Genomic DNA, 23,772 nt, shown 5'->3' on the forward strand with positions numbered 1-23,772 from the left:
TTGGTCTTTCTGCTGGATCAGGTTGTATCAGTAGTAAGTATGAGTCTGAATTAAGAGTATGAACCATGTGTGATCACTCCTGATGATAAAATACGTCCCTTCACAGTTTGCTATTTATGAACGAACTACGACATGTTAAGCGAACTTGCTACAGCTTAATTAGTTTAACCGAATACGAGCTGAAGGTTTGGGTTCTTTAAACATCATATAGTACATCAGCGAGGAAATCACGTATAAACCACCCGTAATACTAAACGTAATGGCGTAGCCCCAGTAAGTTCCATATGTGGTTACAAGATAGGATTGAACAGGTCCCATCGTTGCCCACCCAATCATAAATGCAGTTTGCATCAGGGAATTGGCGATTCCGCGACGCTTGTCGGAAACTCTGTCTACCAGAATGGCAGATTGAATCGGATTCGCTGCATTCATCAAAGCTTGTCTGAACAAAAAGCTGACCGAAGCAATGACAAGTACGTTAGTGAAGCCGGTCAACAACAAAAATGGAAGGGAAAACACCTGAAATAGGACTACAGCTCGGACACTTCCGACTTTGGCGGCAAGCGTTGGCCCGATCAGCATGGAGACGATCGTCATAATTTGTCCAAGCGAAATAAGTAAGCTCATCGCACTTAGCGAGACGGAAAAGCGGTTGGTAAAATACAAATTCAGGTAAGGCACGACCAGCCCGGAGCCGAATCCAATCAGTAATTGAGTGATAACAAACTGACCAATCAGTCGGGAATCTTTATTGTTATTCTGTAATTTCCCAGACTCCTCGGTCGTTGACAGATTCTTATCCTCAGTGGCAATCGCCGCAGGAACAGTATGATCCGTAGTCACAGTCTGTGCGGAAGCCTTATCATCGGATACAAACAACATCGGAATAAATGCAGCCAGCGTTGCTGCACCTCCAATGAACAATACCGTTTGCAGTCCAGTAACCTTGGCGATTCCCAGTGTATGCAGAAGGTCGGCAAACACTCCCCCGCCAAGACTTCCGAGCACCTGTGAGGCGAGCACAAGGGAAGAATAGTAGCTGAACATCTTCAACCGCTGGCTTTTCTTCACATTCTCTGCGAGAAACGGAATGGCCAGAACCTGAAAGACGCCTGCGAATAGCCCTGAAAATACAGCAAACCAGATCAGGCCGCTCGCCGAATAATCAAATGACCGGCCGATAAGAAAGATTCCGCTGAATAAAGCCCCTGCGATTAGCAGTCTTTTTCGACTGAAACGATCACCACCAAGTCCGATAGGTACAAACATGATCGCTGTGGCTAACGATTGAATACTTACGATCTGGCCGTTCATTGTATCATTGTAGCCTAGACCCTGAATGTACAGATTGTACAAAACCGAGAACATGCCATTTCCGATCTGATACAGGATGCTTGCCAGAAAAAAGAGTTGAATATTTCGGGACCAACCCCGAATCTCAGCACGAATCTGTTGTAAAACTCTCAAGTGTAATCCCCCAGTCGTTACCAGTGCAGTGATTCCAGTGTAACAGGAAAGGGGGATTTGCGGAAGAATTGACCACTGTTTATTTTGTCATAAGGCTTTAATTATGCAATGACACGAGCGATAACCAAACCATCATACCCTTTGCTGCCTACCGTTTGCAGTGCAGTCGCTTCAAGCCGAGGGTGATCGGCGATCAGCTTCAGGAATTGACGTACGCCCTGAACTCTGGGGTCCGTACTCTCTGCATGGATCACTTCGCCATCTCTGACGATGTTATCCCCGATAATGAGACTTCCCGGCCGGGACAGACGGAGCGCCCATCGGAGGTAATCGGGATTGCTCGGTTTGTCTGCATCAATGAAGATCAGATCAAAAGGCTCTCTGTAGTCTTCTTGAACGTCAGGAAGGGTTGTTAATGCAGGTCCAATCCTCAGATCAACCTTGTCAATTAGGCCAGCCTGCACCAGATTGGTGCGTGCGATTTCCGCATGATGTGGATCAGCTTCTAGCGTAACGATTTTTCCGTGCTCAGGCAGTGCTCTTGCCATCCAGATTGTGCTGTAAGCACCCAGCGTACCTATTTCTAGCACACGTGCTGATCCATGGATTTGAAGCAGAAGCTGAAGGAATTTCCCCTGGTTAGGAGCAACATCATGGGCTGGCAATCCGGCTTCTGTGTTCCTACGAAGCGTCTGTTCCAGCTGAGGATCCGAGGGAATAAGCAACTGATTCAAATAGTCGTCGACCTGACTCCAAGTGTGCTCAAGAGAAGAATAATCAGTGTTTTTCATAAAGGTTTTTTCCTTTCCAGAAACGATAGTTTGAATTTCATAATTCAACTATAATGATTACAGAAGTATAAATAAAATATATATTATATATAAAATCATAAATTATAGTTATATATTGCAGACATAGGAGTGACAGAAATGAATTTGCACGGACTACGACTGTTCCATGCCATTGTAAGATATGGTGGCGTTACCCGCGCCGCAGAAGAACTGAATATTAGCCAGCCTGCGGTCTCGTCACAGGTGAAGAAATTTGAGCATGAGCTGGGCATTCGTTTATTTGTTTCAGAGAGTAGACGACTGGTTCTTACCGATGTGGGTGTGCAGTTAAAAGAATACGCAGAACGTCTGTTTTTGCTTGAACAGGATGTGGAGAACTTTGTGCAGGATATGCGGGAAGGGAAAAAAGGCATCATTCGATTAACGGCAACGTACTTGCCTTCTAATTTTTTGCTGCCTGGATGGATTGCGAAGTTCAAACAAACGCACGAAGATGTGGAACTTGTGGTCAGTACGACCAATACCCGGATGGCCTTTGATCAACTGCTGCGATATGAGGCTGAGATTGCCGTATACGGTGGGAGCGGGGTTACACATCAAGACGTACATTGGGATGAGTTGTTTGAGGATGACATGTGGTTTGTCGTGCATCCAGCGCATCCGTATGCTGATCGGGAAGTGGAGTTGACCCAGATGGTAGCAGAACCCTTCATCATGCGTGAAGAAGGAAGTGCGACGCGTGAGCGGCTGTTCTCACTATGCAGTATGAATAACGTGGCTGCCCCTCGAATTGCGCTGCAGTTCAACGGGTTGAATGAAACGATCAGTGCTGTAAAGGCCGGTTACGGAGCCAATTTTATATCCTCATTGGTCGTGAAGGAAGATGTTCGTGAGGGCAGGCTTTCACGTGTATATGTCCGAGGAGTTCATCTGAAGAATAAGATTGCCGTGTGTACCCGAGCTGGTGAGGTGTTATCACCTGCAGCGCAGCATCTGGTACAGCTAATTCGGGAGGAGGCATCCCGGATTACCGGAGATGACATCCGATAAACGAATGGAGCATATCTGAAATGCACACTAACACTATATGCCTCCCAGAATGTTTCGTAAGAAGATTGACATGCCTTATCAAACTCGAATGTTAACGTTCTGCTGACCACCTTGCTGATCGTTAAACCGGTATAGGGCAAGCAAAGTCACGCCTCCAACCACGACAACCGGTATCCAGACCGCAATCATAGGGATGTTATGAAACATAAGCGCCGCGACAATGACACCAATCAAATAAATGATTACGGCAAATACCCGCAAGTACGAATCATTGGATAATGCCTTCATCAGTGAACCTATACTCGTGTGCCGGAGACGCTGCATAATGCTTACGGCATCTTCGACGACTGCGGCAAGATTGTTTGTCAGTACTGTGGTGGAAATCCCGGCGATGCCGATCCGCCGTGCAGCTGTAGTCTGCATTCCCATAGCAGCAGCCAGTATGGCGATTAACAGATAGGCAAGCTGTTCTGAATAAGGGCTGATCATAACGAGCGCGAATATCAGAAGCAGGATGCTTTCGACAACAAAAACACGGGTTACACGGGGGGACCATCCGTTTTGGGTCTGATTGGTACTGATCATGCGTGCGGCAATGGCATTGCCGGCAATGAAGCCCGCCAGAGCAATAAGGGAACGCACCACGATAAACTCCTGCGCACGGGCAATCGCGATTCCCAGCAGGACGATATTGCCGGTCATATTCGCAGTAAGTACATGCCCCAGTCCCAGATATCCAATGACATCGACCATTCCGGCCGCTAGACATAGAAGCAGAAGTGAATACTTTTGCAGAGGTTGCTGCATGGTGAATCCGTCCTTTCAAGAAATGCTCAACCCCTCAAGTATACAGCATCATCCCATAAAATAAAGACGGTACGTTCACTTATGGTGTGGAACTAAGGTGAAGCAAGCCAATCAAACATGTTGTTTACCGCGGCTGCATGGATATTGTCATGGAACCAGTGATTCTGTCCCCCATAGGCATGAAAGGTCACTTCGATTCCTCTTCGTTTCAACCAATGATACATACGGGTTCCATGACTATAGTTGACTTGGGTATCTTCTGTACCGTGCATGATCAGTACAGGGCAGCGAAGCTTGGAGGCGGCAGCCAGCGGAGATCGGGCAAGATAGGCCTCGGGAACAGCACGAGGCGATCCGCCCAGAATACGTTTCAATGTGCGTCTTAGGTCGGTTCGTTCCTGATATGTCCGTTCGACATCGGCAACACCGCTCCACAGCACAAGTTTATGTACATGGTGGGGGCCTTCGTTGAAAAAGGTAGCTGTATGCACAGCATTGATGGCCCCGCGGGAGAATCCCATAAGCGAAATACGCGAAGAATCGGCATATGGAAGTGCTTGTACTAGCCGGTATGCGGCTCGCACGTCTTCAATATCATGTCCACCATACTCGTCCCGGCCTTCGCTGCCCTCATTGCCGCGATACGAGGGAGCGAACACGATGTACCCCTTGTGCGCAAACTGCTCCACCCAGGCTGTTTTTACGCCGCCATAGTTGCCAAGGCCTCCGCGACAATAGATAAGAACAGGCCAACTTTCTTGCTTATGGTTACCGATTTGCGTTGGAGGATAACGACTTGCCAGCAGCCGGAATTTCGCATCATGTAATAAGTCCGTGCTGCATGTTCCAATATGTTCCTCCGTCTCATGCTTGTGGCAAGGAGAAGAGATTATACAGCCTTCGGGCAGATACATATATGCTTTAACCCTGAATTCATTGGAGGAATAGGTCACTTGATACAGCAAGAAAAATCAGCCTCTTTCATGGTCAATAGATGCGTTTATGACAAGGTGCAGAGCATGGAATAACATGTAGCATGTGTCAAAAATCTGATCCCATACCTCTCGTTAATCCTAACTGCCCACGTGTCACAAATTCGTTTATTGGCTCCATATGTTTTATAATGAATCTGAGACAGGTGCGACAGCCTGAATTCTTATACCTGTAAATTACTCAAGTGTGCATAAAAGAAAGGAAGAAAACCATGATGAACGCTCCACATCCGATTGACCAATTCAAGAAATTCAAATATGAAATTACCAGATTCATGATGATTTATAAATTTGCTCTGGATCAGATGGAAACCAAAATTGAAGTTTTAAAGGAAGAGTTTCAGTCCTTGCATGATTACAGCCCGATTGAGCATACGAAATCCAGATTGAAGTCTCCTGAAAGTATCATGAACAAGATGTTTCGCAAAAATCACGAGCTGACCTTCGAAAGCATCAAGAAAAATATCAAGGACATTGCCGGCGTTCGTATCACATGCTCCTTTATCTCGGACATCTATCGGATCAAGGATATGCTGTGCAATCAGAGTGATCTGCGTGTGCTTGAAGTGAAGGACTATATCCAGAATCCGAAACCCAATGGATATCAAAGCTTGCACCTTTTGGTGGATGTACCTGTTTATATGTCCAATGGTGAAGAGCGGGCCTGCGTTGAGATTCAGATCCGTACCATTGCCATGGATTTCTGGGCAAGCCTTGAACATAAAATCTTTTATAAATACAATAAGGACGTTCCTGAACGTCTGACCAAGGAATTAAAAAGTGCAGCAGATTCAGCCAATGCCCTTGATCAACAGATGGAGAGGCTTCACCGGGAAATTCAAGAGATCAAAGATGCAGAGAATGAACGGGATGAAGAGGAGCTGCGCCGCATTATCATTAACAATCAGCAGTTTACACTGCCATCCAACCTGCTGCGGCTGCTTGGAGACGGAGAACACTAAAGCAATCAGGAAACATCGTAAGGAAAGGAACAAGTTTAATCCCTATGAAAAGTACATCAGCCTCCTTAAATCATCAATCATCATCACGTGTACGTATGGCCTTAATATTGGGGACACTGTCTGCCTTCGGTCCGTTGTCTCTGGATATGTATCTGCCCGCACTGCCTACACTTGCTGAGGATTTTAATTCCTCTCCTTCGTATGCACAGCTCAGTTTAACAGCCTGTATGGTCGGGCTTGCTGCAGGGCAGCTGCTGGCAGGTCCCCTTAGTGATGTACGAGGACGTCGTACGCCGCTTATTGCAGGACTTGTGCTATATACGATTGCTTCCATACTATGTCTGGTCAGTCCGACAATGGGTTCTTTTGTTGTGCTGCGCTTTATTCAGGGGGCTGCGGGTGCAGCCGGAATTGTTATATCCCGGGCAGTGGTAAGAGATGTGTATTCGGGTCCTGAGTTGACCCGGTTCTTCTCCCTGCTGATGCTTATTAACGGGGTAGCGCCTATCGCAGCACCGATTATCGGTGGGCAGCTGCTCGCTTATACTTCATGGCGTGGTGTCTTTATCTTATTGAGTCTTATTGGGGTGCTTACGTTACTGGCCGTTATTTTTGGACTTGGAGAGACCCTGCCGTCCGAACGAAGATCCAGCGGAGGCTTGAAGCAGACTCTGGTCACATTCCGGCAAATCGCATCGGACCGTCTGTTCATGGGATATGCATTGACTCAAGGATTTGTAGCAGCGGGAATGTTCGCGTACATATCGGGTTCACCATTTGTACTGCAAAAGATTTACGGCGTCTCTCCGCAGATGTTCAGTATCTGCTTCGCCGTTAATGGTCTCGGAATCATTCTGGCAAGTCAGATTGCCGGGAGATTGGCGGGTAAAGTGTCCGAAACGCGTTTGCTCATAACCGGCCTCGTTGCCGCTGCTGTGGGAGGCACATCTCTGCTCATTGCCATCCTATTGGGAGGCAATCTGATCTCCATCTTGGTTCCGTTATTTCTTGTCGTTTCCAGTGTGGGTCTCGTCAACACGGCTTCCTTCGCGCTGGCCATGGCCAACCAGGAGAAGTCAGCTGGCAGTGCCTCTGCACTTATAGGGGTCATGACATTCCTGTTTGGCGGGATCGTAGCTCCGCTCGTCGGTTTGGGAGGAGAGGGAACCGCGGTACCAATGGGAATCGTTATCGCATGTGCCGACCTTGGGGCTTTATTGCTCTATCTGGTTATGGTCGGTAAGCGTGGGCACCGTCAGCAGACCCGTTAAATCTATATTAAAATCTAAGCGCCCCATTCGAAGCTCTAGACTTCGGACTGGGCGCTTATGTGTTAGCAAAGAGCGAACAAGATTTGCGTATTGAGCAAAATGCCAGGGGTCAGGAACGGATAGAAGTAACCGACGACAAAACCAAAGATATTCGTGACAGGCCACATGAGAAAGACGTCATTGTAGGTGAAAACAAGGGACCATCGGTTGTAACAGAAATTTGGCAGAACACGCTGATTCTGATCCCTTGGGACGCTTACGCCTGTTTGGGCGAATTGCACGGCTTGGGTCAAATTCTGTGGTTGCTGCTGGATAAACAACGGCAGAAGTCCGGGGCTGCTTTTGATCAGATTGTATAGAAATATCATCTCAGCTGGTGGCTGCCCAACCGGACGTGGATAGGCGCTTAACAGGGTAGGCAGATTGCCTTGTGACAACTGTACGGGAACGCCTTGAACCGTACCTTGGCCTCCTCCAGGAAAGAACGGCGGCTGTCCCCCGGTGGTTCCACCTGGAAAGTAAGGGGGAAACGATCCCTGTCCTCCGGGAATTCCTTGGATAGGCTGCCCTCCCTGGCTGCCACCCGGGAATAATGGAGGAAACTGTACAGAGCGGTCTTCTCCGTAACCTGTATAAGTATGATTGAAGTAATCCATCTACGAACATCCTTCCTATCGTCGTATTCTGAAAACATCATATGGCGGCATTCGCCCAAAGGTGAATGGATCACCAGATATCGAACACGGTAAAGGTAAAACCGGATTGACAACTCAGTTGATAACAATTATCATTGTCAATGGAAATGGACAAGTACATACGGGGATTATATGCCGAAGGGTATAGAGATCTTTTAAAATTGCCATACCAGCTCATATTGAGATGTTCATCATGAAAGGGGATAATCACGTGTTGAAGAGTAATAAAAAAGGAATCATGCTGCTAATCACGATTATGGTCATGTCATTGTGGCTGGCCGCATGCGGAACGAAATCTGCAGATAATGGAACTGCAGCAGGAGAGACAAATACTACAACGGAGACTGAGACACAGACAGAAGCTCCAACAGAACGTACAGTAAAAGATGCACAGGGTCATGATGTGACGATTCCAGCTAATCCACAGCGCATTATAGCTTCCTATCTGGAAGATCATCTGGTAACACTTGGCGTTAAGCCAGCTGCTCAGTGGTCAGCACGTGATGGCAGCAGTGTGCAGGATTATCTTCAAGGAACTCTGAATGGAGTCCCTACTATTGCAAGCGAACTTCCTTTTGAAGCTGTTGCCAGCTTCTCACCGGATCTGATCATTATGGGTTCCGAGAGTACAGTAGAAGGGGAGAAATACGAACAATACAACAAAATCGCCCCAACTTATGTACTTGGTGATGATGTGAACAAGGATTGGCGTCAGGCTCTTTTGAAAATAGGCGAGTTGTTGAACAAATCAGATGAAGCTCAAAAAGCGCTTGACGATTATGATGCAAAAGCAAAAGAAATTAAGGAAAAGGTGGCTGCCGCAACAGGTGGTACGAAAACTGCAGCGGCACTCTGGCTCTTCAATAACAAGTTTTATGTGGTTAGTAACAATGTCTCCAGTGGTGAAGTCATGTACAATGAACTCGGACTGCTGCAGCCTGAAGTTGTGAAGGAAATATCGGCAAAAGCAACAGGGAACTGGTCCGAGGTTTCCTTGGAAAGAATCGCAGATATGAATGCTGACTATCTCTTCCTGGTTAACAGTGATAAGGGAACAGGGGCAGAAGCGTTGAAAGATGCAGTCTGGCAAAGTATTCCTGCTGTGAAAAACGGAGAAGTATACGAGTTTGAGAGCACAAGCAGCTGGTTGTATAGCGGAGTGCAAGCCAACACGCAAATTCTAGAAGATATCCAGAAAAGCATTGTTAAATAAATGAAATGGCACAATGATGTGTGCTGCACATCATCGTACAACTCTCTGGTGTCCATGGGCATCAGGGAGTTTTTTGTTTTTTTAGTATGACCCGATATATACTTACGAAGTAACAGTGTCCGTATGGGAACCATTCGTTCCCGATTAGGAAAGGGGATAGGTCGATGATGTATACATTGAATCCAAATGATCTGACGAGCAGAGATAATTATAAATTGATGAGCGGTTCGGTAGTGCCGCGACCGATTGCTTTTGTTACAACCCTATCAGAAGACGGCAACGTCGTGAATGCAGCCCCGTTCAGTTTCTTTAATGTCGTTAGCTCCGATCCGCCGTTGTTGTCCATTTCCATTAACCGTAAGGATGGAGTGATGAAAGATACCGCCCGCAATGTGATTGCAGGGCAAGAGCTGGTCGTACATATCTGCGACGAATCAATCGTTAACGAAATGAACGAGACAGCAGCACTGCTTGAGCCGCATGAGAGCGAGCTGGAGCGAACCAGCCTGACGACGGTACCCAGTTCAGTTGTGGCGGTTCCCGGAATACAGGAAGCACTGATCCGCATGGAGTGCCGTCTGTATCAGCATATTCCGGTGTCTAATGACGAAGGAAAACCTGCAACGGATCTGCTTCTCGTTCGCATCGTACAGTATCACTTTAATGAAGAAGTGTATGACCCCGCTCATCACTACATTTTGATGGATCATCTTAAGCCTGTAAGCCGGCTTGCGGGCAATGATTACGCTAAACTTGGTGAGCGATTCACTGTAGTTCGGCCTGTATAAGGTCATTCACTTGGTCATTTACTTTTCATCTTTTCATATGAGATCCTCATGTTAATTATCTAAATCGATTAATCAAGACGGACAACCTGTGCGAACGTGCAGGTCTTGTCCGTCTTTCCTTGTTTGCTGAACATAAACTTCTTCTGGGTTGAATAGACTTGTACTATTCTGGTGTGTTACTTGATTGTATTGTAGGCGCTGCTAGCCATCATAAATGAAGAATGAAATGCCAATCTGATAGAAGAGGAGCTTGGATATGGGTTATCGCAGCCTTGCTTACCTCATAGGCCGATATCCACGGTTCATCATGATCAGCTGGGTTTTTATTATCGGGGTATCTGCCGTATGGGCATGGAATCTGCCCGGCGTTCTTCAGGATCATGGGTTGAAACGGATTCATGGAGATGCACATCATATTGAGCGTATTCTTAAGGATGACTTCGGAATACCGGATGATCCGATTATTGTCGTTTATGAAAAGCAGACAGGCACCTCTCCAGCAGAATTTCGGAATTGGGTCAACAGACATTTGCAAGAGGTAGCCACGCTGCCCCATATTTCAACCATAATCTCTCCACTTGAGGCTGGAAGAAGCGCAATGATGCGGGATAGTACGGCATATGCACTCCTGGATTTTAGTGTACCGGCGCACCGGATGAATGCTCCCATTGAGCAGCTTCGTTCCCTGAATACAGCTGGTGATCAAGGAATGATTCGTTTAACCGGTAAGCCCGTAGTTCAGCAGGATGTGAATCAATTGAGCTTTCGGGATCTGGAGCGTGCGGAGTTCGTTGGCTTACCAATTGCCCTGGTTATTCTGTGTTTTGCTTTTCGAGGTTTATATGCGGCCCTTGTTGCCGTATTTATGGGGATCGTCGGTGTGGTCACAGCCATGGGTTTGACCTCTCTCATGGGGCATTACGTGGAACTTTCGAATTTCGTTATTAATGTCATACCGATGGTGGGAATGGCGTTAAGCATCGATTTTGCGCTGATCATTCTAAGCAGATTCAGGGATGAGATGCAATTGTCTCCGCATGATCATGGGCATAGTTCGTTTGAGATTATCCAGAGGACACTGCGTACAGCCGGAAGGGCTGTTTTATTTTCTGCCGCTTGTGTGCTGCTTGGCCTGTTGTCGCTGGTCTGGATCAGACTCCCCATGTTTCTGAGTGTCTCGCTTGGTGCCATGACGGTGCTGATGATATCCGTGTTAATCAATGTGACCTTACTGCCAGCCATTCTTACCCTCTATGCGCAGCGGATTTTTAAACGAAAAAACCATTTTTCAATCCGTACGCCGCCGCGTAAACCCTCGATATGGCTTCACTGGTTTGGCGCAGTGATGAAACAACCGATACGCATGACCTTGTTTGGTACAGGCATTCTGCTTTTCTGTCTGCTTCCGGTTCAGCAGTTGGAGTTGGCGATTCCAGATGCAACCTCATTGCCAGCAACAATAGAATCCAGGCAAGCTGCAGAGAAGGTGCAGCAGGTTTTCGCTCAGGAGAACATCGCTTCCGTCGATATCCTCATTGGAGGAACGGGTGAGAGGTTAACCGCATCACACTGGAACACGGCGCTTCGAAAGGTAAGGGAATTGCAAAAGGATGAAAATGTGCTTCAGATTGAATCCGTCTGGGGAATGGATCGGAAGTACAGGCCAGGACAGAACAGAACCTCGCCGATTGGAGGCGTGAGCAGCGAGCTGATCTTACACGATTCGCTTCTCTCCTCATACGTATCTGAGGATGCTATTCGTCTGGTGGCGACCATTAAGGGAGATCCCGGATCGGAACAGGCTGCAGACTGGCTGAACATAATGAATGACAGGGACGCGCAACAAGGCGCTCAGGGGGTACCTATTCGGTATGGCGGAGAAGCTGCTTCCCAAGTTGAGATTATGCAGGAAATTTTGGGACAGCTGCCCAAGGTGCTGGTTTTCGTAATCGTATCTAATTACATTGTACTGCTAATGGCATTTCGTTCGCTGCTGATTCCAATCAAAGCGATTCTGATGAATATACTCAGCCTGACAGCTTCTTTTGGAGTGTTGGTGCTGGTCTTCAATCAGGGACATCTGGGGATGGAGCCCTCGGCGATTGCCATCATGATTCCGGTGTTTATCGCTGGACTTGTCTTTGGTATTTCAATGGACTATGGCGTATTTATGCTCAGCCGGATACAGGAGTTGTATCGTCTGACAGGAGATAGTGACCAGTCGGTCATGCAGGGACTTGCTTCAACAGGTCGACTGATTACATCGGCTGCTGCCATTCTGCTTGCTGTGACTATACCTTTTGCCTTTGGAGATGTGGAAGGAGTGAAGCAGCTTGGCGTTGGCATTACTGCTGCGGTGCTCATTGATGTCACAGTCATTCGTTTGCTGCTCGTGCCAGCACTAATGAAACTGATGGGAAAATGGAATTGGTGGCTCCCAGGACAAAAACATAACGCTTGATCAGCATGGTTCTGATTACCCAGCTTGCAAAATGTTCCTATAAGGTAGCCATCAGATGATAAAGGGAGATTCCTGAAGTCTGCTTTTGCAGGCTAGGGGAATGTCTCTTTTTTCATAAGAATAGCAGGGTTTTGGGGTAATGCGGCATGAATATTAAATTCATAGGCCATGGGCTTGCACTATAATGTACTGGAAAATAGTACGGATGTTGATTCGTATAGTTCATTTATTATGTTTTATTCCATATGGATTGGTGCAGTGAATGAACAAGGAGGTTTACCATTAATGACTGCGATTGAATCTTATCTGCAACAACAAACAACTAAACGCGGACGTTATGCATATCAGGCAGGACAGCCTTTGGAACAATGGAGTGAACAGCTGCGTTCAAGAATACGTGCACGACTTGGTAGTTTTCCGGCTGATGATGCAGAGCTGAATGCTGTCGTGTTGGAGCGTATTGCCTGCGAGGGTTACGTGAGGGAACGCGTGGAAATAACGACCTATGCAGGCTTGCGAATGCCAATTTACGTATTGATTCCTAATGAGTTAAGTAACACAAATACACCTGTGCCTGCCATGATTGCCTGTCATGGCCATGGATATGGGAGCCGGGAGATAAGCGGTATGGAGCCTGACGGCTCACCGCGAGCGGCAGCACCCGGACTGCATAAAGATTTTGCCGTATCCCTGGTGCAGCGAGGGTACATGGTTGCCGCTCCAGAATTGCTCGGATTCGGAGATCGAAGACTGGAAGAGGATAAGGATAAACCGTCAGGAATTAGCTCCTGCACGAAGATTGCAGCTCATCTGCTGATGGCAGGACATACACTGGCCGGACATCGTGTCTACGAGACGATGAGGGTGCTTGATTATTTGTCTACCCGCCCTGAAGTTGATGCAGAGAGGATTGGAATCATGGGCATCTCGGGTGGAGGGCTCGTTGCGGCCTTTACGGCTGCGCTGGATGTAAGATTCCAGGCTGCGGTAATCAGCGGATATGCCAGTACCTTTCAAGCAAGTATTCTGGACCGGAACCACTGTCTTGATAATTACATTCCAGGCATCTTGCGGGAAGCGGAGCTGCCGGATATTATCGGACTGATCGTGCCAAGACCATTATTCATTGAAGCAGGAAAGGACGATCGGGTATTTCCGCAGTCCGCGGCGAGAGAAGCTTTCACCAGGTTGGAGGAGATCTATGCACAAGAGGTTGCACTGGATGCTTTGGGTGCCGACTTCTTTGCAGGCGGGCACGAAATCAGTGGTGCCAAGGCGTATGATTGGCTGGACAGGTTTTTATAATTCACTGCGTCACTGGACCCAAAAACAACCCCGTAACAATACGCACTGGTGCGTTTGCTGCGGGGTTGTTTTAATAGGAATCGAATTGGTTTTCATCATTCCATCATATCCTTGGCCTCATGGTTGACTTTTTTACCTTTGAGCAGCGGTTCAAGCTCATCCTGTACACTCTGTTCCCAGAGTGGAACGTCTGTCCGATATGCCGCGCGCGCATTCAGATGCCCGGCAACCGGAGCGGTAATAAAGACAAACACAATGCCAAGAAGTACGCGTGCACTAATGTAGTTGTCGAAGTACCAAAAGAAGAAAAATGTTCCGATGAGCACGCAAAACACACCGAGTGTTGTACTTTTAGTCGCGGCATGCGCACGCAGGTAAACGTCTGGTAATCGTATGAGTCCAAAGGCGCTAAGTGCACTCAGTAAAGCTCCGCACAGAACAATCAGACCGATAGCAATTTCAGCGGTTCCATTAACGATCTCCTTCATTTTTGAATACCGCCCCCCGTTCAATATAACGTGCGAATGCGACTGTACTGAGAAAAGCAAGAATACCAATCAGCAGAATGATATCCAGATAGGCCTGCGTGTGAAGCATCATGGACAGCACAGCTACAATGGCGATGACGTTAATGCCGATGGTATCCAGGGCCGTAATCCGGTCAGCCATGGAAGGACCGCGCAGCACACGGTACAAGCAACCCAGGATGGCCAAGGACAGTACAAGCAGGGATATAAATAACATTGAGGATAGCATTATCGCGTCACCTCCATAATGGCTTTTTCAAACGTATTTTTGATATCATCCCTCATTTTTTGTTCATCCTTGATATCCAGTGCATGAATGAACAGTTTTCGTTGATTCCCAGATATCTCAAGTGGTAACGATCCCGGTGTCAGCGAGATGAGCAGGCATAAAAAGGTAACCTCCCAATCGGAAGACAATTGAGTCCGGTAGGTAAAAATGCCAGGACGAATTTCAAGCCTGGGCTTGATAATCTGGCGTATAACCTCAATACTGGCTCGTATTAATTCCTTGAACAGCAGATAAAGCAGCTTCATGATGGCCCAGACTCGAACGATATAGAAGCGCTGGGGGAAGAACCGCCGCATACTCCCGATTAACAGCAGACCGAGCAGGTAACCAATAAGAAAACCAATGCCATTCCAGGCATTGTTCAGAAACATCCATACAAAGGCAATGATAAGATTTAGTATGATCTGAAAGGCCATAAGCATCTACTCCTTCAATACTGCATCAATATAAATATTGGGATGCAGCAGAATGTCGCCTGCGCGGGAGGTTAGCTGAAACATTCCTTCAGCCCCCAAGCCCATGACGATAATAAATATGAACAGGATGCCTGCAGGGATTAAGAGTCCGTTTACCGCGTAAGGCCGTCTAACGATACCTGCTGGCGGTTCGCCCCAGAAGGCCTGAATGAAAATGCGCAGGACCGAGTAGAGCATCAGCAGGCTGGAGAGTACCGCAATTCCTGTAAGACCGTATAGGCCGGCCTGCAAGCCACCCTCGAAGAGCAGCAGCTTACCCGGGAAACCACTGAATGGAGGAATACCTGCCAGGGCAAGTGCGCTGATGAAGAACATCCATCCAAGCAGCGGATAACGATGGAGCAATCCACCCATGTTTTCAAGTTTGGACGTACCCGCAACGGCGATCAGGGCACCTCCCAGCAAGAAGAGCAGCGTTTTGATCAACATGTCATGCAGCATGTAGAAGAGCAGCCCTTCCAGAGCCTGACGACTTGCAGCGGCCATGCCGAAGGCCACAAACCCGACACCTGCAACCACGTTATAGACCAAAATTTTGTTCACGTCACGATAGGAGATGGCGCCAATTACCCCGAGGATCATGGTTGCGCCAGCCATCCAGCCGATTAAGGCATTGAAGAAATCCGGATCATGATAAAAAATGAGCGTGAATGTGCGCACAATCGCATACAGCCCTACTTTGGTCAGCAATCCGGCGAACAAAGCCGTTACTACGGCAGGCGGAGCTGCATAGGAGCCTGATAGCCAGAAGAAGAGGAACAGACCGGCTTTGATGCTGAACACAATGAGAAACAGGACAGCAATCAGAGTAATTACACCACTCTGACCCACCTCGGCAATCCGATTGGACAAGTCCGCCATATTCAGCGTGCCTGTTACCGAATACAGGAAGCCGATGGAGGCGACAAACAAAGCGGAAGAAACGATGTTGATCAGGACATACTTGATCGTTTCACGAAGCTGTCTTTCCGTTCCTCCCAGCACAATTAGTGCGTAGGAAGAGATCAGCATCAGTTCAAAACAGACAAAGAGGTTAAACAGATCGCCTGTCAGAAAAGAACCGTTCACGCCTGCAATCAGAAAGTGAAAGAAGACGTAGAAATGATGCTCCTCCCTCTCTTGGTTAATGCTTCGGAAAGCATACAGCAGACATGCCAGAGCAATGATGGAAGCAGCCACAACGAGCAGTGCAGATACCATATCAGCTACCAGAACGATACCGTACGGTGGAGCCCAGCCGCCCATATTAAGGGTTTGTACGCCCGAGCTCGCGACCTGTGTAATTAAAACGGTTGATGCAGCAGCGGTCAATAGTGTCCCAATGACACTGACGATGCGTTGAATGCGGACTTTACGGAAAAACAGTATGGTAATAACACCTGTAATTAGCGGCAGAAGCAAAGGTAGAACCACAAGGTTATTCATATGGGCGCCCCCTTACTTCTTCCATATCGTCCGTTCTCAATTTTAGATAAGAGCGGTAGGACAGAACAAAGAAGAAAGCAGTTAGCCCGAAATTGATGACAATGGAAGTCAAAATCAGCGCCTGGGGCAGCGGATCGACATAGCTTTCTGCATTTTCTCCCAGCAAGGGAGGAGCACCTGTCTTAAGACGTGACATCGTAATCAGCAGCAGATGCACCCCATGCGTGAGGATGGACATGCCTAACACGATTCGGAGCAGGCTCCGTGACAAGATTAAAAAGACGGCGACGGCAAATAGTATGCCAACGGCAACGCACATCAATATTTCCATATCAGCGATCCTCCCCGATCTGTAGAATGATGGTCATGGTGACACCAAGGACAGCGATATACACGCCGAGATCGAACAGCATCGCGGTCGCAAGCTCCGTCTCTCCCAGCAAAGGAAGTTCGAAATAACCGAAGGTCTGACTGAGGAAGGGAACCCCGAATAAAAAGGAGCCGGCCCCCGTCAACAGGGCAATAGCTAATCCAACAGCCGTCAACGTACGAAAATCAATGGGCAGCGCCTTGCGTACCGTATCCGTACTGAATGCAAGAGCAATCAAGACCAGTGCAGCGGCTGTGACCAGTCCACCAATGAAACCGCCACCGGGGTTATGATGTCCCGCGAAGAACAAATGCAGCGCAAACGTCAAAATGATAAAGACGACTACTTTGGTCGTCGTTTGCAGCAGCACATCGTTACTCTGTAAGGGAACGGTATCCCAGGTGGAGGAGCTGCGTTCCTGATTGCCATATTTTTTCGTATTATCGGCTTCTTCATCCAGATTATCGTTATCTTTGGTTTCTTCTTTTTTGCGGAATTTCAATCGCGCTCCGAGATCCTTGGCTTCAAGATTCAGATTAATCATGGAGTAGATGGATAGTGAGGCTACCCCCAGCACCATGATTTCCAGAATCGTATCAAATCCGCGGAAGTCTACGAGCAGTACATTGACGACGTTTTTACCTCCTGCAAGGTCATAGCTCTCCTGAATGAAGAAATTGGAGATGCTCTCCAGCGAAGCTGTTCCGCTTGCAGCAAGAGCTACGAAGGTCATTACGATACCCACCGCAATAGCAACAATCATGTTTACGCTGAGATACCTGCGGCTGGACCGTCCACGTTGAAGCTCAGGCAGATGGTAGAAGCACAGCAGGAACAGCGCAACCGATACGGTCTCCACAATCATCTGGGTTAATGCCAGATCGGGTGCACGGAACAATACAAATAGCAGCGTAACCAGATACCCGACAGCACCCGTCATAATGACCGCAGAGAGCCTGTTTTTTGCAAACGGAATGGAGACTGCAGCAGCAATCAGGGCGACAAGCAGCACCGCTTCATAGAATGAGAAGGGAGCATGCCCCTTGAAATTCCAGGTAATATTCTCGCCTGAGCGGAAAAAGGCATAGCCAAGCAGTGCAACGGTGAACGAGAAGATGTACACCAGATAATTGCGGACAGATCCATTCATGTAAGCTTCCGTCCATTTGCGGGCATAATGCTGCACATTATCCAGAATGACGTGATACATATTGTTAATGGTCAGGCCCTGCGGGTAATGTTCATACACATTTCTCCAGCGAGGTAACAGTTTATACAACGTGATACCAAGAATAATGACACCGATGGTCATGATTAATTCTGGAGTTATTCCGTGCCATAAGGAGAAGTGAACGTCAAAATGCTCGTTTCCGTCCAGCAGTGCTGGAAGCACGGAGGCCATCGCCGGCTCGATAAGCGATCCAGCCAGCAGATCCGGGAAAAGTCCGAATGTAATGACAAGTACACCGAGGATTACCGGAGGAATCAGCATACCCAACGGAGCTTCATGCAGCTTCTCCGCTGGAAGCTCCGTTCGGCGGTTACCGAGGAACGTTTTGAACACGATGATCAGCGCATAGATTAAGGTAAATACGCTGGCGAGCCAAGCGAGTACAGGCAATAGGATGCTCCACGAACCAAGTCCGAAGATGCGCAGATGTGTGACCTCTACCATGGCTTGGAAAAACAGCTCTTTACTTAAGAAACCGTTGAAAGGCGGAATACCCGCCATGGCAAGTGCTCCCACAAGCGCTACAGTGAACGTGATTGGCATAAAGGAAGCCAGTCCTCCGAGCTTGCGAATATCGCGTGTACCCGTTTCATGATCAACAATGCCAACGACCATAAACAGCGCTGCCTTGAAGGTCGCGTGATTGAAGAGATGAAGCAGGGCTGCTGTAATTGCAACCGTATAAACGGCAGAGGAATCGCCATATCCGAAGTAGAGTGCTGCGGAGCCGACGCCAAGCAGGGACATGATTAATCCAAGCTGTGAGATCGTGGAATATGCGAGAATAGCCTTCAGGTCGTTCTTCTTCACAGCAAGGAATGATCCATAACATAAGGTCAGAAGACCTACGCCAGTGACCAGCCAAAACCAGGTTCCCTCTCCCCCAAAGATGGGCGTGAAGCGGGCTATAACGTACAAGCCAGCCTTAACCATTGTGGCCGAATGCAGATATGCACTGACGGGGGTCGGAGCTTCCATCGCATCCGGCAGCCAGATGTGGAAGGGAAACTGCGCGGATTTGGTAAATGCCCCGATCAGAATCAGCACCAGTGCAGGCAAAAATAATGCACTATCCTGAATCTGTCCCCATTCCGTAATGGTTGCACGGATACTAAACGTTCCAGTCATCAAGTACATCATCATGAATCCCGCTAACATGGCGAACCCGCCAAACACGGTAATCAAAAACGACTTTTGAGCGCCTGAAGTTGAAGCCTTGCGTTTGTAATGAAACGCGATTAGCAAGAATGACGTGATACTTGTAAGTTCCCAGAATCCGTACAATACAATCATGTTATCGGACAGAACAACGCCCAGCATGGCCCCCATAAACATGAGCAAATACAGGTAAAAGCGGTTCAAATCCTCTTTTTTGTCCATGTAGTAGATGGAGTAAAACACCACCAGAACTCCGATCCCGGTAATAAGTAGTGTCAACAGCAGGCTTAAGCCATCCAGATATAGATTAAATCCAATGTCAAGTGACGGAATCCAAGGCACATAACCGGATATCATATTTCGCTGAGACACGGAAGGTATGAGGCTTGCAAAATAACCGAACAACAGTGCCGGAACAATAAGAACCGGCCACCCCATATGTATTCTACGGAAAAAGCGGTTCAGCATCGTAAGCAAAATCCCCATGGCAAAAGGGAAAATAACAGCAAGATGAAGCAGGCTCAATATTACACCCCCAATTTCTAGTTGAAGTTCTCTCTGTACGACAGACATGCTGAATCATCATCTCATCATTGGATGATATGCTTGCTCTCTATATTCATAACCCAAGTATGTATATACAGAATCGTGACTATTCTTTGAATGGAAGAAACACGGTTGTTTTGACGGAGCAAATGGAATCGAATAATGCAAAAGGCATGTATAATAAAACAGGTCATTAATTCCGATAAAGATGAAAACGAATAGGTGACATTCCGTGTGCCCTTTACAGCATATTTCGTGTTGAAAAAGCAAGATGGTTTCACCGATTACTGGAGGCCAACATGTCTTACAAACTCAGAACGATACTTACCGTGACCTTCGCCATATTGTCCTTGCTGGTGACATTAACGATCGGTTATATTTTTAGTCAAAAATCAGCGGTCGCTGTTGAAACGGAGATTGGTCACTCGCTGACCAGCACGGCTTCTCAGACAACAGACAAGCTGGATCGCTTCATGTGGGCGCGTTCCGGAGAACTGGAGCTTCTTGGCCAGATGGCTGCACTTGAAGATCGCTTCGAGCCTGCTGATATACAGATGCTGCTGAATCAGCTACAGAATAGCTTTCCCACATTCTCCTGGGTTGGATTCATGGATCCAAAAGGAAAAGTACTTGCCTCAACAGACGGCATATTGCGCGGTGAAGATTTATCTGAACGGCCTGTGTATCAGGAAGGAATCAAGGGTAAGTTTATTGGAGACGTACATAACGCAGTGCTTCTAGCCAAGTTGCTTCCGAACCCTACCGGAGAACCACTGCAATTTGTCGATATCAGTTTTCCCTTGAAATATAAAAATGGTGAGATTGCTGGCGTACTGGCTGCGCATTTAAGCTGGGAATGGGCTAAAGAAGTGGAGAAAGGCGTCCTCGAGCCTTTGAAATACCGGGAAAAGGACATTGAATTGTTTATTGTGAGCAAGAGAGAACATACGGTGCTGCTTGGTCCTGACGAATGGATTGGCAAACCGTTAAAGTTGTCCGGAACGGAAACAGCGGAGATCAACAAGACGAGCTGGTCCATAGAGAAGTGGGCTGACGGTAAGGAATATGTTACCGGACTCGCATACAGCCAGGGTCATCTGGATTATCCCGGTCTCGGGTGGACTGTTGTCGTTCGCCAGCTCAAATCAACGGCTTTTGCTTCCGTATCCGATATGTTATGGTTCAACGTTTGGGCGGGGCTTGCCGTTACCGTATTATTTGCGCTCATTGGATGGTTGCTTTCTCGCCTGATCTCTTCGCCAATTACTCGATTAACTAAAGTGGCAGACCAACTTCGTGCAGGTAATGAGGTGCAGATTCCGGAGAACAGGGGGATTAAGGAGATCGAAGTGTTATGCCGCTCGCTCAGGGGCATGCTAACCGCACTCACCAATAAAGACTCGGAACTCGTTTTTATGCAGAATTTGGCCCATTACGACCAACTGACAGGTTTGCCAAACCGGACAGCACTCGAAGTTTATTTGGAGGAATCACTTGAGACGGAGAGTACGGATCACACATTGACTTTCCTCTATCTGGATTTGGATGGATTCAAAAGTGTGAATGATACCCTTGGACACCAAACCGGAGACGTCCTGCTTCAAAAAGTGGCCCAGCGTTTAATGGCCCTCAGCCACGACAAGGGAATTACGGTTCGTTTGGGCGGCGATGAATTTCTCATTGTACTCCGTTCCATTGGGGCTAATCCAAAAGAAGAGGCACAAGCTTATGCGAATGAGATTATCCAGAGCTTGAATAAGCCATTTATCATAGAATATGAGCGGATCCATATTGGATGCAGTATCGGTGGTGCCGAGTATCCGACAAACAGCGGCAATCCGAGTGAAATTATCCGTATGGCAGATGAAGCCTTGTATGAATCGAAGCGTTCGGGCAAGAATAAAATGACATTCTATGTGGATTTGAACAAAGATCAGGATGAGCAGGATGAGCAGGATACCCAAAACAAATAAGAATTGATGACGGACTGGAGGAATATCATGTCTGGAAATTATACATCGGTTCCGTACGGTTACGAACCGCCTGCAGCAAGCCGGAAAGGTACACTGATTTTCTACGATTCATTCGAGCATGTGACCGATGAACAACTTCAACATGCAGCAGTCACTTCAGATACGCGCGCATTTACGCAGTTGGTCCTTTATCCGCTGCATGAGAACACGGTTAAGCGTATGAGCAAGGAGGGGGTACTGCCGTATTATAAGAGAGAGGACCGCTTGCATGAGTGGAAACGAGATCATACGGAGTACCGCATTAAGGTGGAGGGACTGGAAGGCAAGAGGAAGAAGTACACACCAATGGATTCGGCTCTGCGTCATCTGACTGCTGAATATCCGGCGCCTCATTTTCTGTACCTCACCTCTGAAATGGCGAATCTGTTTGCATCGTTCGACTCGTTCAAGGACTGGATTACGAAACTTCGTCTGCTTATTGATGGCCAGCCGGGTACACTTCATCCCAAGTTGGAGCAGTATGCCCATCGCTGGGAATGGGCCGAGTAAGACGAATATTCTAGATGTAAAAAAAGTTGCACTGCACAACCGAATTCGGTGTGCGGTACAACTTTTTTTGATGTCTCTTGTATTCACTAAACCTCAACAAGGTCAATGGAAGTCACGGTTTTGTTTTTACCCGTCCTTTTGGCAGCGTATAGACAGGCATCCACCTCTTCAAACAGCTTTTCTTTGGTCAGCCGGGCATTGAAACTTTTGAGTCCCACACTTACGGTGATGGAATTCCCCTCCAGTTCCAAATGGCCCATCAGGGCTATTTTTTGACGAATCTGTTCCACGAGAGCATAAGCCTGATCGAAGGACTGTTCAAACATAAGCAATGCGAATTCCTCACCGCCATAACGGGCTGCAATATCACTTGAAGTGATGTTCTTCTGAATAACATGCGAAACTTTCTCCAGAATGATATCGCCCACCCGATGACCATAGGTGTCATTAATTGATTTGAAATCATCAATATCAATGAGTGCCAAATGAAGGCTCATACCGCTCTTGGCATACTCATATGCTTTATCGTAATAGTCTTTGAAAGAGCTCTGGTTATACAGATTGGTAAGCCCATCGGTTTTGGACTGCTTGGTCATAATGGCATTTCGTACAATCAGTTCCTGCTTGGCTAACATGCTGTCCTTGAGATCATCCAATACCTCAACACCACTTGTGACAATGACCTGAGCTACATATGTACCGACAATGAGAAAGGCTGGGATGGAGACCATGTCAAAGGAAGTCAGATAGGAACGATAGCCTGAATCAAACAGAACCAAAACATAACCCGTTGTTTGCATCAAACATGCGGTCCAGACCCGTTTCCTGCTAAAAAACAAAACCGACGTAAAGATGGGCAGCAGGCTGATCGCTTGAATAATTCGAATGTCATAATTGACATGAATGATCGTCCAGGCAACAACCGTGCTGGCTGCTGACATGGCATAGAACGAAAAGGCATTGAAGCGTTGGTCAATCCAGCTGGCAATCAAAATGGACGCAACACCTGAGGCTGTGGGCCAGATTAGAACATGAATGATGAAATCCTCTGGAGTGCGATCATAGTCCAGGAACAGGAAACAGCCGATTTGAACCACGAAATGTGTGATTACAACAACCCAATAAGCATGAAGCATTTTTTTGATCCATTTGGAATGCTTGAATTCATATTCTGTTGGAATATGGTTGCTATGTGTAGACAAACTCTTCATATATCACCGCTGACTGCATCATAATGGTACGACAGAATGACTCTCGTATTAGTTGATTATAAAACAGATTGTGCAAAACGCAAATGTTAATTAAATGGGTGTAAACAAAGTGACATAAACGCAGAACCCAAGCAGAAACTTTTCACAGGGACAAACAAATTTCGGAATGAACCTCATAGACTGATACAAGGCTCCGTCTCATACGATGATTACAA

At 47.3% G+C, this 23,772-nt stretch carries 21 protein-coding genes; 9 read left to right on the top strand and 12 right to left on the bottom strand.

Annotated elements, in window-relative coordinates; genetic code table 11:
* Positions 1-159: 159 nt before the first annotated feature.
* Positions 160-1,467 (bottom strand): MFS transporter, encoded by a 1,308-nt coding sequence (locus MHB82_RS12370; RefSeq protein ID WP_341174789.1) that lies wholly within the window; start codon positions 1,465-1,467, stop codon positions 160-162.
* 101 nt (positions 1,468-1,568) lie between these two features.
* Positions 1,569-2,258: an O-methyltransferase gene (locus MHB82_RS12375; protein WP_095358444.1), complete on the bottom strand. Its 690-nt coding sequence runs from the start codon at positions 2,256-2,258 to the stop codon at positions 1,569-1,571.
* A 138-nt stretch (positions 2,259-2,396) separates the two neighbouring features.
* Here MHB82_RS12375 and MHB82_RS12380 point away from each other — a divergent pair, with 138 nt between their 5' ends.
* Complete coding sequence (locus MHB82_RS12380) at positions 2,397-3,308, top strand: LysR family transcriptional regulator (RefSeq protein ID WP_341174790.1); 912 nt, start codon at positions 2,397-2,399, stop codon at positions 3,306-3,308.
* Between the two features lie 78 nt (positions 3,309-3,386).
* On the opposite strand, the gene MHB82_RS12385 is transcribed toward MHB82_RS12380, so the two are convergent.
* Both MHB82_RS12385 and MHB82_RS12390 read right to left on the bottom strand, forming a co-directional pair.
* On the bottom strand, positions 3,387-4,115 hold the full coding sequence (locus tag MHB82_RS12385; RefSeq protein WP_341174791.1) for a YoaK family protein: 729 nt from the start codon (positions 4,113-4,115) through the stop codon (positions 3,387-3,389).
* Positions 4,116-4,207: 92 nt separating this feature from the next.
* The gene (locus tag MHB82_RS12390) at positions 4,208-5,080 is read right to left on the bottom strand and encodes an alpha/beta hydrolase family protein (protein ID WP_341174792.1); all 873 of its coding nucleotides are present in this window, start codon (positions 5,078-5,080) and stop codon (positions 4,208-4,210) included.
* Positions 5,081-5,322: 242 nt separating this feature from the next.
* Here MHB82_RS12390 and MHB82_RS12395 point away from each other — a divergent pair, with 242 nt between their 5' ends.
* Together MHB82_RS12395 and MHB82_RS12400 are read left to right on the top strand one after the other, a co-directional pair.
* Positions 5,323-6,069, top strand: coding sequence for a GTP pyrophosphokinase (locus MHB82_RS12395; RefSeq protein WP_095287774.1), 747 nt, complete (start codon positions 5,323-5,325; stop codon positions 6,067-6,069).
* Between the two features lie 44 nt (positions 6,070-6,113).
* Entirely contained in the window at positions 6,114-7,340 is a 1,227-nt protein-coding gene (locus MHB82_RS12400) for a multidrug effflux MFS transporter (protein WP_341174793.1), read from the top strand.
* A 62-nt stretch (positions 7,341-7,402) separates the two neighbouring features.
* Here MHB82_RS12400 and MHB82_RS12405 read toward each other — a convergent pair whose 3' ends face one another.
* Entirely contained in the window at positions 7,403-7,996 is a 594-nt protein-coding gene (locus MHB82_RS12405) for a hypothetical protein (protein ID WP_341174794.1), read from the bottom strand.
* 250 nt (positions 7,997-8,246) lie between these two features.
* On the opposite strand from MHB82_RS12405, the gene MHB82_RS12410 reads away from it, so the two are divergent.
* From MHB82_RS12410 to MHB82_RS12425, 4 genes are all read left to right on the top strand, one after another.
* Positions 8,247-9,248, top strand: coding sequence for an iron-hydroxamate ABC transporter substrate-binding protein (locus tag MHB82_RS12410; protein ID WP_255247840.1), 1,002 nt, complete (start codon positions 8,247-8,249; stop codon positions 9,246-9,248).
* 167 nt (positions 9,249-9,415) lie between these two features.
* Positions 9,416-10,036, top strand: coding sequence for a flavin reductase family protein (locus MHB82_RS12415; protein ID WP_341176628.1), 621 nt, complete (start codon positions 9,416-9,418; stop codon positions 10,034-10,036).
* 256 nt (positions 10,037-10,292) lie between these two features.
* Complete coding sequence (locus MHB82_RS12420) at positions 10,293-12,497, top strand: MMPL family transporter (RefSeq protein WP_341174795.1); 2,205 nt, start codon at positions 10,293-10,295, stop codon at positions 12,495-12,497.
* A 285-nt stretch (positions 12,498-12,782) separates the two neighbouring features.
* Complete coding sequence (locus MHB82_RS12425; RefSeq protein ID WP_341174796.1) at positions 12,783-13,802, top strand: alpha/beta hydrolase family protein; 1,020 nt, start codon at positions 12,783-12,785, stop codon at positions 13,800-13,802.
* A gap of 95 nt (positions 13,803-13,897) precedes the next feature.
* Here the strand turns inward: MHB82_RS12425 and mnhG are convergent, their stop codons facing one another.
* The 6 genes from mnhG to MHB82_RS12455 are packed head-to-tail and all read right to left on the bottom strand — an operon-like array spanning position 13,898 to position 19,803.
* On the bottom strand, positions 13,898-14,290 hold the full coding sequence (mnhG, locus tag MHB82_RS12430) for a monovalent cation/H(+) antiporter subunit G (protein WP_110822468.1): 393 nt from the start codon (positions 14,288-14,290) through the stop codon (positions 13,898-13,900).
* The gene (locus MHB82_RS12435; RefSeq protein WP_095287537.1) at positions 14,274-14,558 is read right to left on the bottom strand and encodes a Na(+)/H(+) antiporter subunit F1; all 285 of its coding nucleotides are present in this window, start codon (positions 14,556-14,558) and stop codon (positions 14,274-14,276) included. The genes mnhG and MHB82_RS12435 overlap by 17 nt, the downstream gene beginning before the upstream one ends.
* Positions 14,558-15,034: a Na+/H+ antiporter subunit E gene (locus tag MHB82_RS12440; RefSeq protein ID WP_095358436.1), complete on the bottom strand. Its 477-nt coding sequence runs from the start codon at positions 15,032-15,034 to the stop codon at positions 14,558-14,560. The genes MHB82_RS12435 and MHB82_RS12440 overlap by 1 nt, the downstream gene beginning before the upstream one ends.
* 6 nt (positions 15,035-15,040) lie before the next feature.
* Complete coding sequence (locus MHB82_RS12445; protein ID WP_095358435.1) at positions 15,041-16,519, bottom strand: Na+/H+ antiporter subunit D; 1,479 nt, start codon at positions 16,517-16,519, stop codon at positions 15,041-15,043.
* Positions 16,512-16,850 (bottom strand): Na(+)/H(+) antiporter subunit C, encoded by a 339-nt coding sequence (locus tag MHB82_RS12450; protein ID WP_095358434.1) that lies wholly within the window; start codon positions 16,848-16,850, stop codon positions 16,512-16,514. Before MHB82_RS12450 ends, MHB82_RS12445 begins: the two co-directional genes overlap by 8 nt.
* Position 16,851: 1 nt before the next feature.
* A complete protein-coding gene (locus MHB82_RS12455; protein WP_341174797.1) occupies positions 16,852-19,803 on the bottom strand; it encodes a Na+/H+ antiporter subunit A in 2,952 nt (983 codons plus the stop codon).
* A 320-nt stretch (positions 19,804-20,123) separates the two neighbouring features.
* Here MHB82_RS12455 and MHB82_RS12460 point away from each other — a divergent pair, with 320 nt between their 5' ends.
* The gene (locus MHB82_RS12460) at positions 20,124-21,797 is read left to right on the top strand and encodes a diguanylate cyclase domain-containing protein (protein WP_341174798.1); all 1,674 of its coding nucleotides are present in this window, start codon (positions 20,124-20,126) and stop codon (positions 21,795-21,797) included.
* Between the two features lie 27 nt (positions 21,798-21,824).
* Positions 21,825-22,346: a hypothetical protein gene (locus tag MHB82_RS12465; RefSeq protein WP_341174799.1), complete on the top strand. Its 522-nt coding sequence runs from the start codon at positions 21,825-21,827 to the stop codon at positions 22,344-22,346.
* An 86-nt stretch (positions 22,347-22,432) separates the two neighbouring features.
* Here MHB82_RS12465 and MHB82_RS12470 read toward each other — a convergent pair whose 3' ends face one another.
* Positions 22,433-23,557 carry a GGDEF domain-containing protein gene (locus tag MHB82_RS12470; protein ID WP_341174800.1) on the bottom strand — a complete coding sequence of 375 codons (1,125 nt, stop codon included), beginning with the start codon at positions 23,555-23,557 and terminating at the stop codon, positions 22,433-22,435.
* Positions 23,558-23,772: the final 215 nt, after the last annotated feature.

The organism is Paenibacillus sp. FSL K6-2862 (genome assembly GCF_038005125.1).
Lineage (GTDB): Bacteria > Bacillota > Bacilli > Paenibacillales > Paenibacillaceae > Paenibacillus > Paenibacillus illinoisensis_A.

What these genes read in the sequence shown, in the direction of transcription:
- MHB82_RS12375 (WP_095358444.1), bottom strand. Translation starts at nt 2,258, where the DNA reads ATGAAAAACACTGATTATTCTTCTCTTGAGCACACTTGGAGTCAGGTC.
- MHB82_RS12380 (WP_341174790.1), top strand. Translation starts at nt 2,397, where the DNA reads ATGAATTTGCACGGACTACGACTGTTCCATGCCATTGTAAGATATGGT.
- MHB82_RS12385 (WP_341174791.1), bottom strand. Translation starts at nt 4,115, where the DNA reads ATGCAGCAACCTCTGCAAAAGTATTCACTTCTGCTTCTATGTCTAGCG.
- MHB82_RS12395 (WP_095287774.1), top strand. Translation starts at nt 5,323, where the DNA reads ATGAACGCTCCACATCCGATTGACCAATTCAAGAAATTCAAATATGAA.
- MHB82_RS12400 (WP_341174793.1), top strand. Translation starts at nt 6,114, where the DNA reads ATGAAAAGTACATCAGCCTCCTTAAATCATCAATCATCATCACGTGTA.
- MHB82_RS12405 (WP_341174794.1), bottom strand. Translation starts at nt 7,996, where the DNA reads ATGGATTACTTCAATCATACTTATACAGGTTACGGAGAAGACCGCTCT.
- MHB82_RS12415 (WP_341176628.1), top strand. Translation starts at nt 9,416, where the DNA reads ATGTATACATTGAATCCAAATGATCTGACGAGCAGAGATAATTATAAA.
- MHB82_RS12420 (WP_341174795.1), top strand. Translation starts at nt 10,293, where the DNA reads ATGGGTTATCGCAGCCTTGCTTACCTCATAGGCCGATATCCACGGTTC.
- MHB82_RS12425 (WP_341174796.1), top strand. Translation starts at nt 12,783, where the DNA reads ATGACTGCGATTGAATCTTATCTGCAACAACAAACAACTAAACGCGGA.
- mnhG (WP_110822468.1), bottom strand. Translation starts at nt 14,290, where the DNA reads ATGAAGGAGATCGTTAATGGAACCGCTGAAATTGCTATCGGTCTGATT.
- MHB82_RS12435 (WP_095287537.1), bottom strand. Translation starts at nt 14,558, where the DNA reads ATGCTATCCTCAATGTTATTTATATCCCTGCTTGTACTGTCCTTGGCC.
- MHB82_RS12440 (WP_095358436.1), bottom strand. Translation starts at nt 15,034, where the DNA reads ATGGCCTTTCAGATCATACTAAATCTTATCATTGCCTTTGTATGGATG.
- MHB82_RS12445 (WP_095358435.1), bottom strand. Translation starts at nt 16,519, where the DNA reads ATGAATAACCTTGTGGTTCTACCTTTGCTTCTGCCGCTAATTACAGGT.
- MHB82_RS12450 (WP_095358434.1), bottom strand. Translation starts at nt 16,850, where the DNA reads ATGGAAATATTGATGTGCGTTGCCGTTGGCATACTATTTGCCGTCGCC.
- MHB82_RS12460 (WP_341174798.1), top strand. Translation starts at nt 20,124, where the DNA reads ATGTCTTACAAACTCAGAACGATACTTACCGTGACCTTCGCCATATTG.
- MHB82_RS12465 (WP_341174799.1), top strand. Translation starts at nt 21,825, where the DNA reads ATGTCTGGAAATTATACATCGGTTCCGTACGGTTACGAACCGCCTGCA.
- MHB82_RS12470 (WP_341174800.1), bottom strand. Translation starts at nt 23,557, where the DNA reads ATGAAGAGTTTGTCTACACATAGCAACCATATTCCAACAGAATATGAA.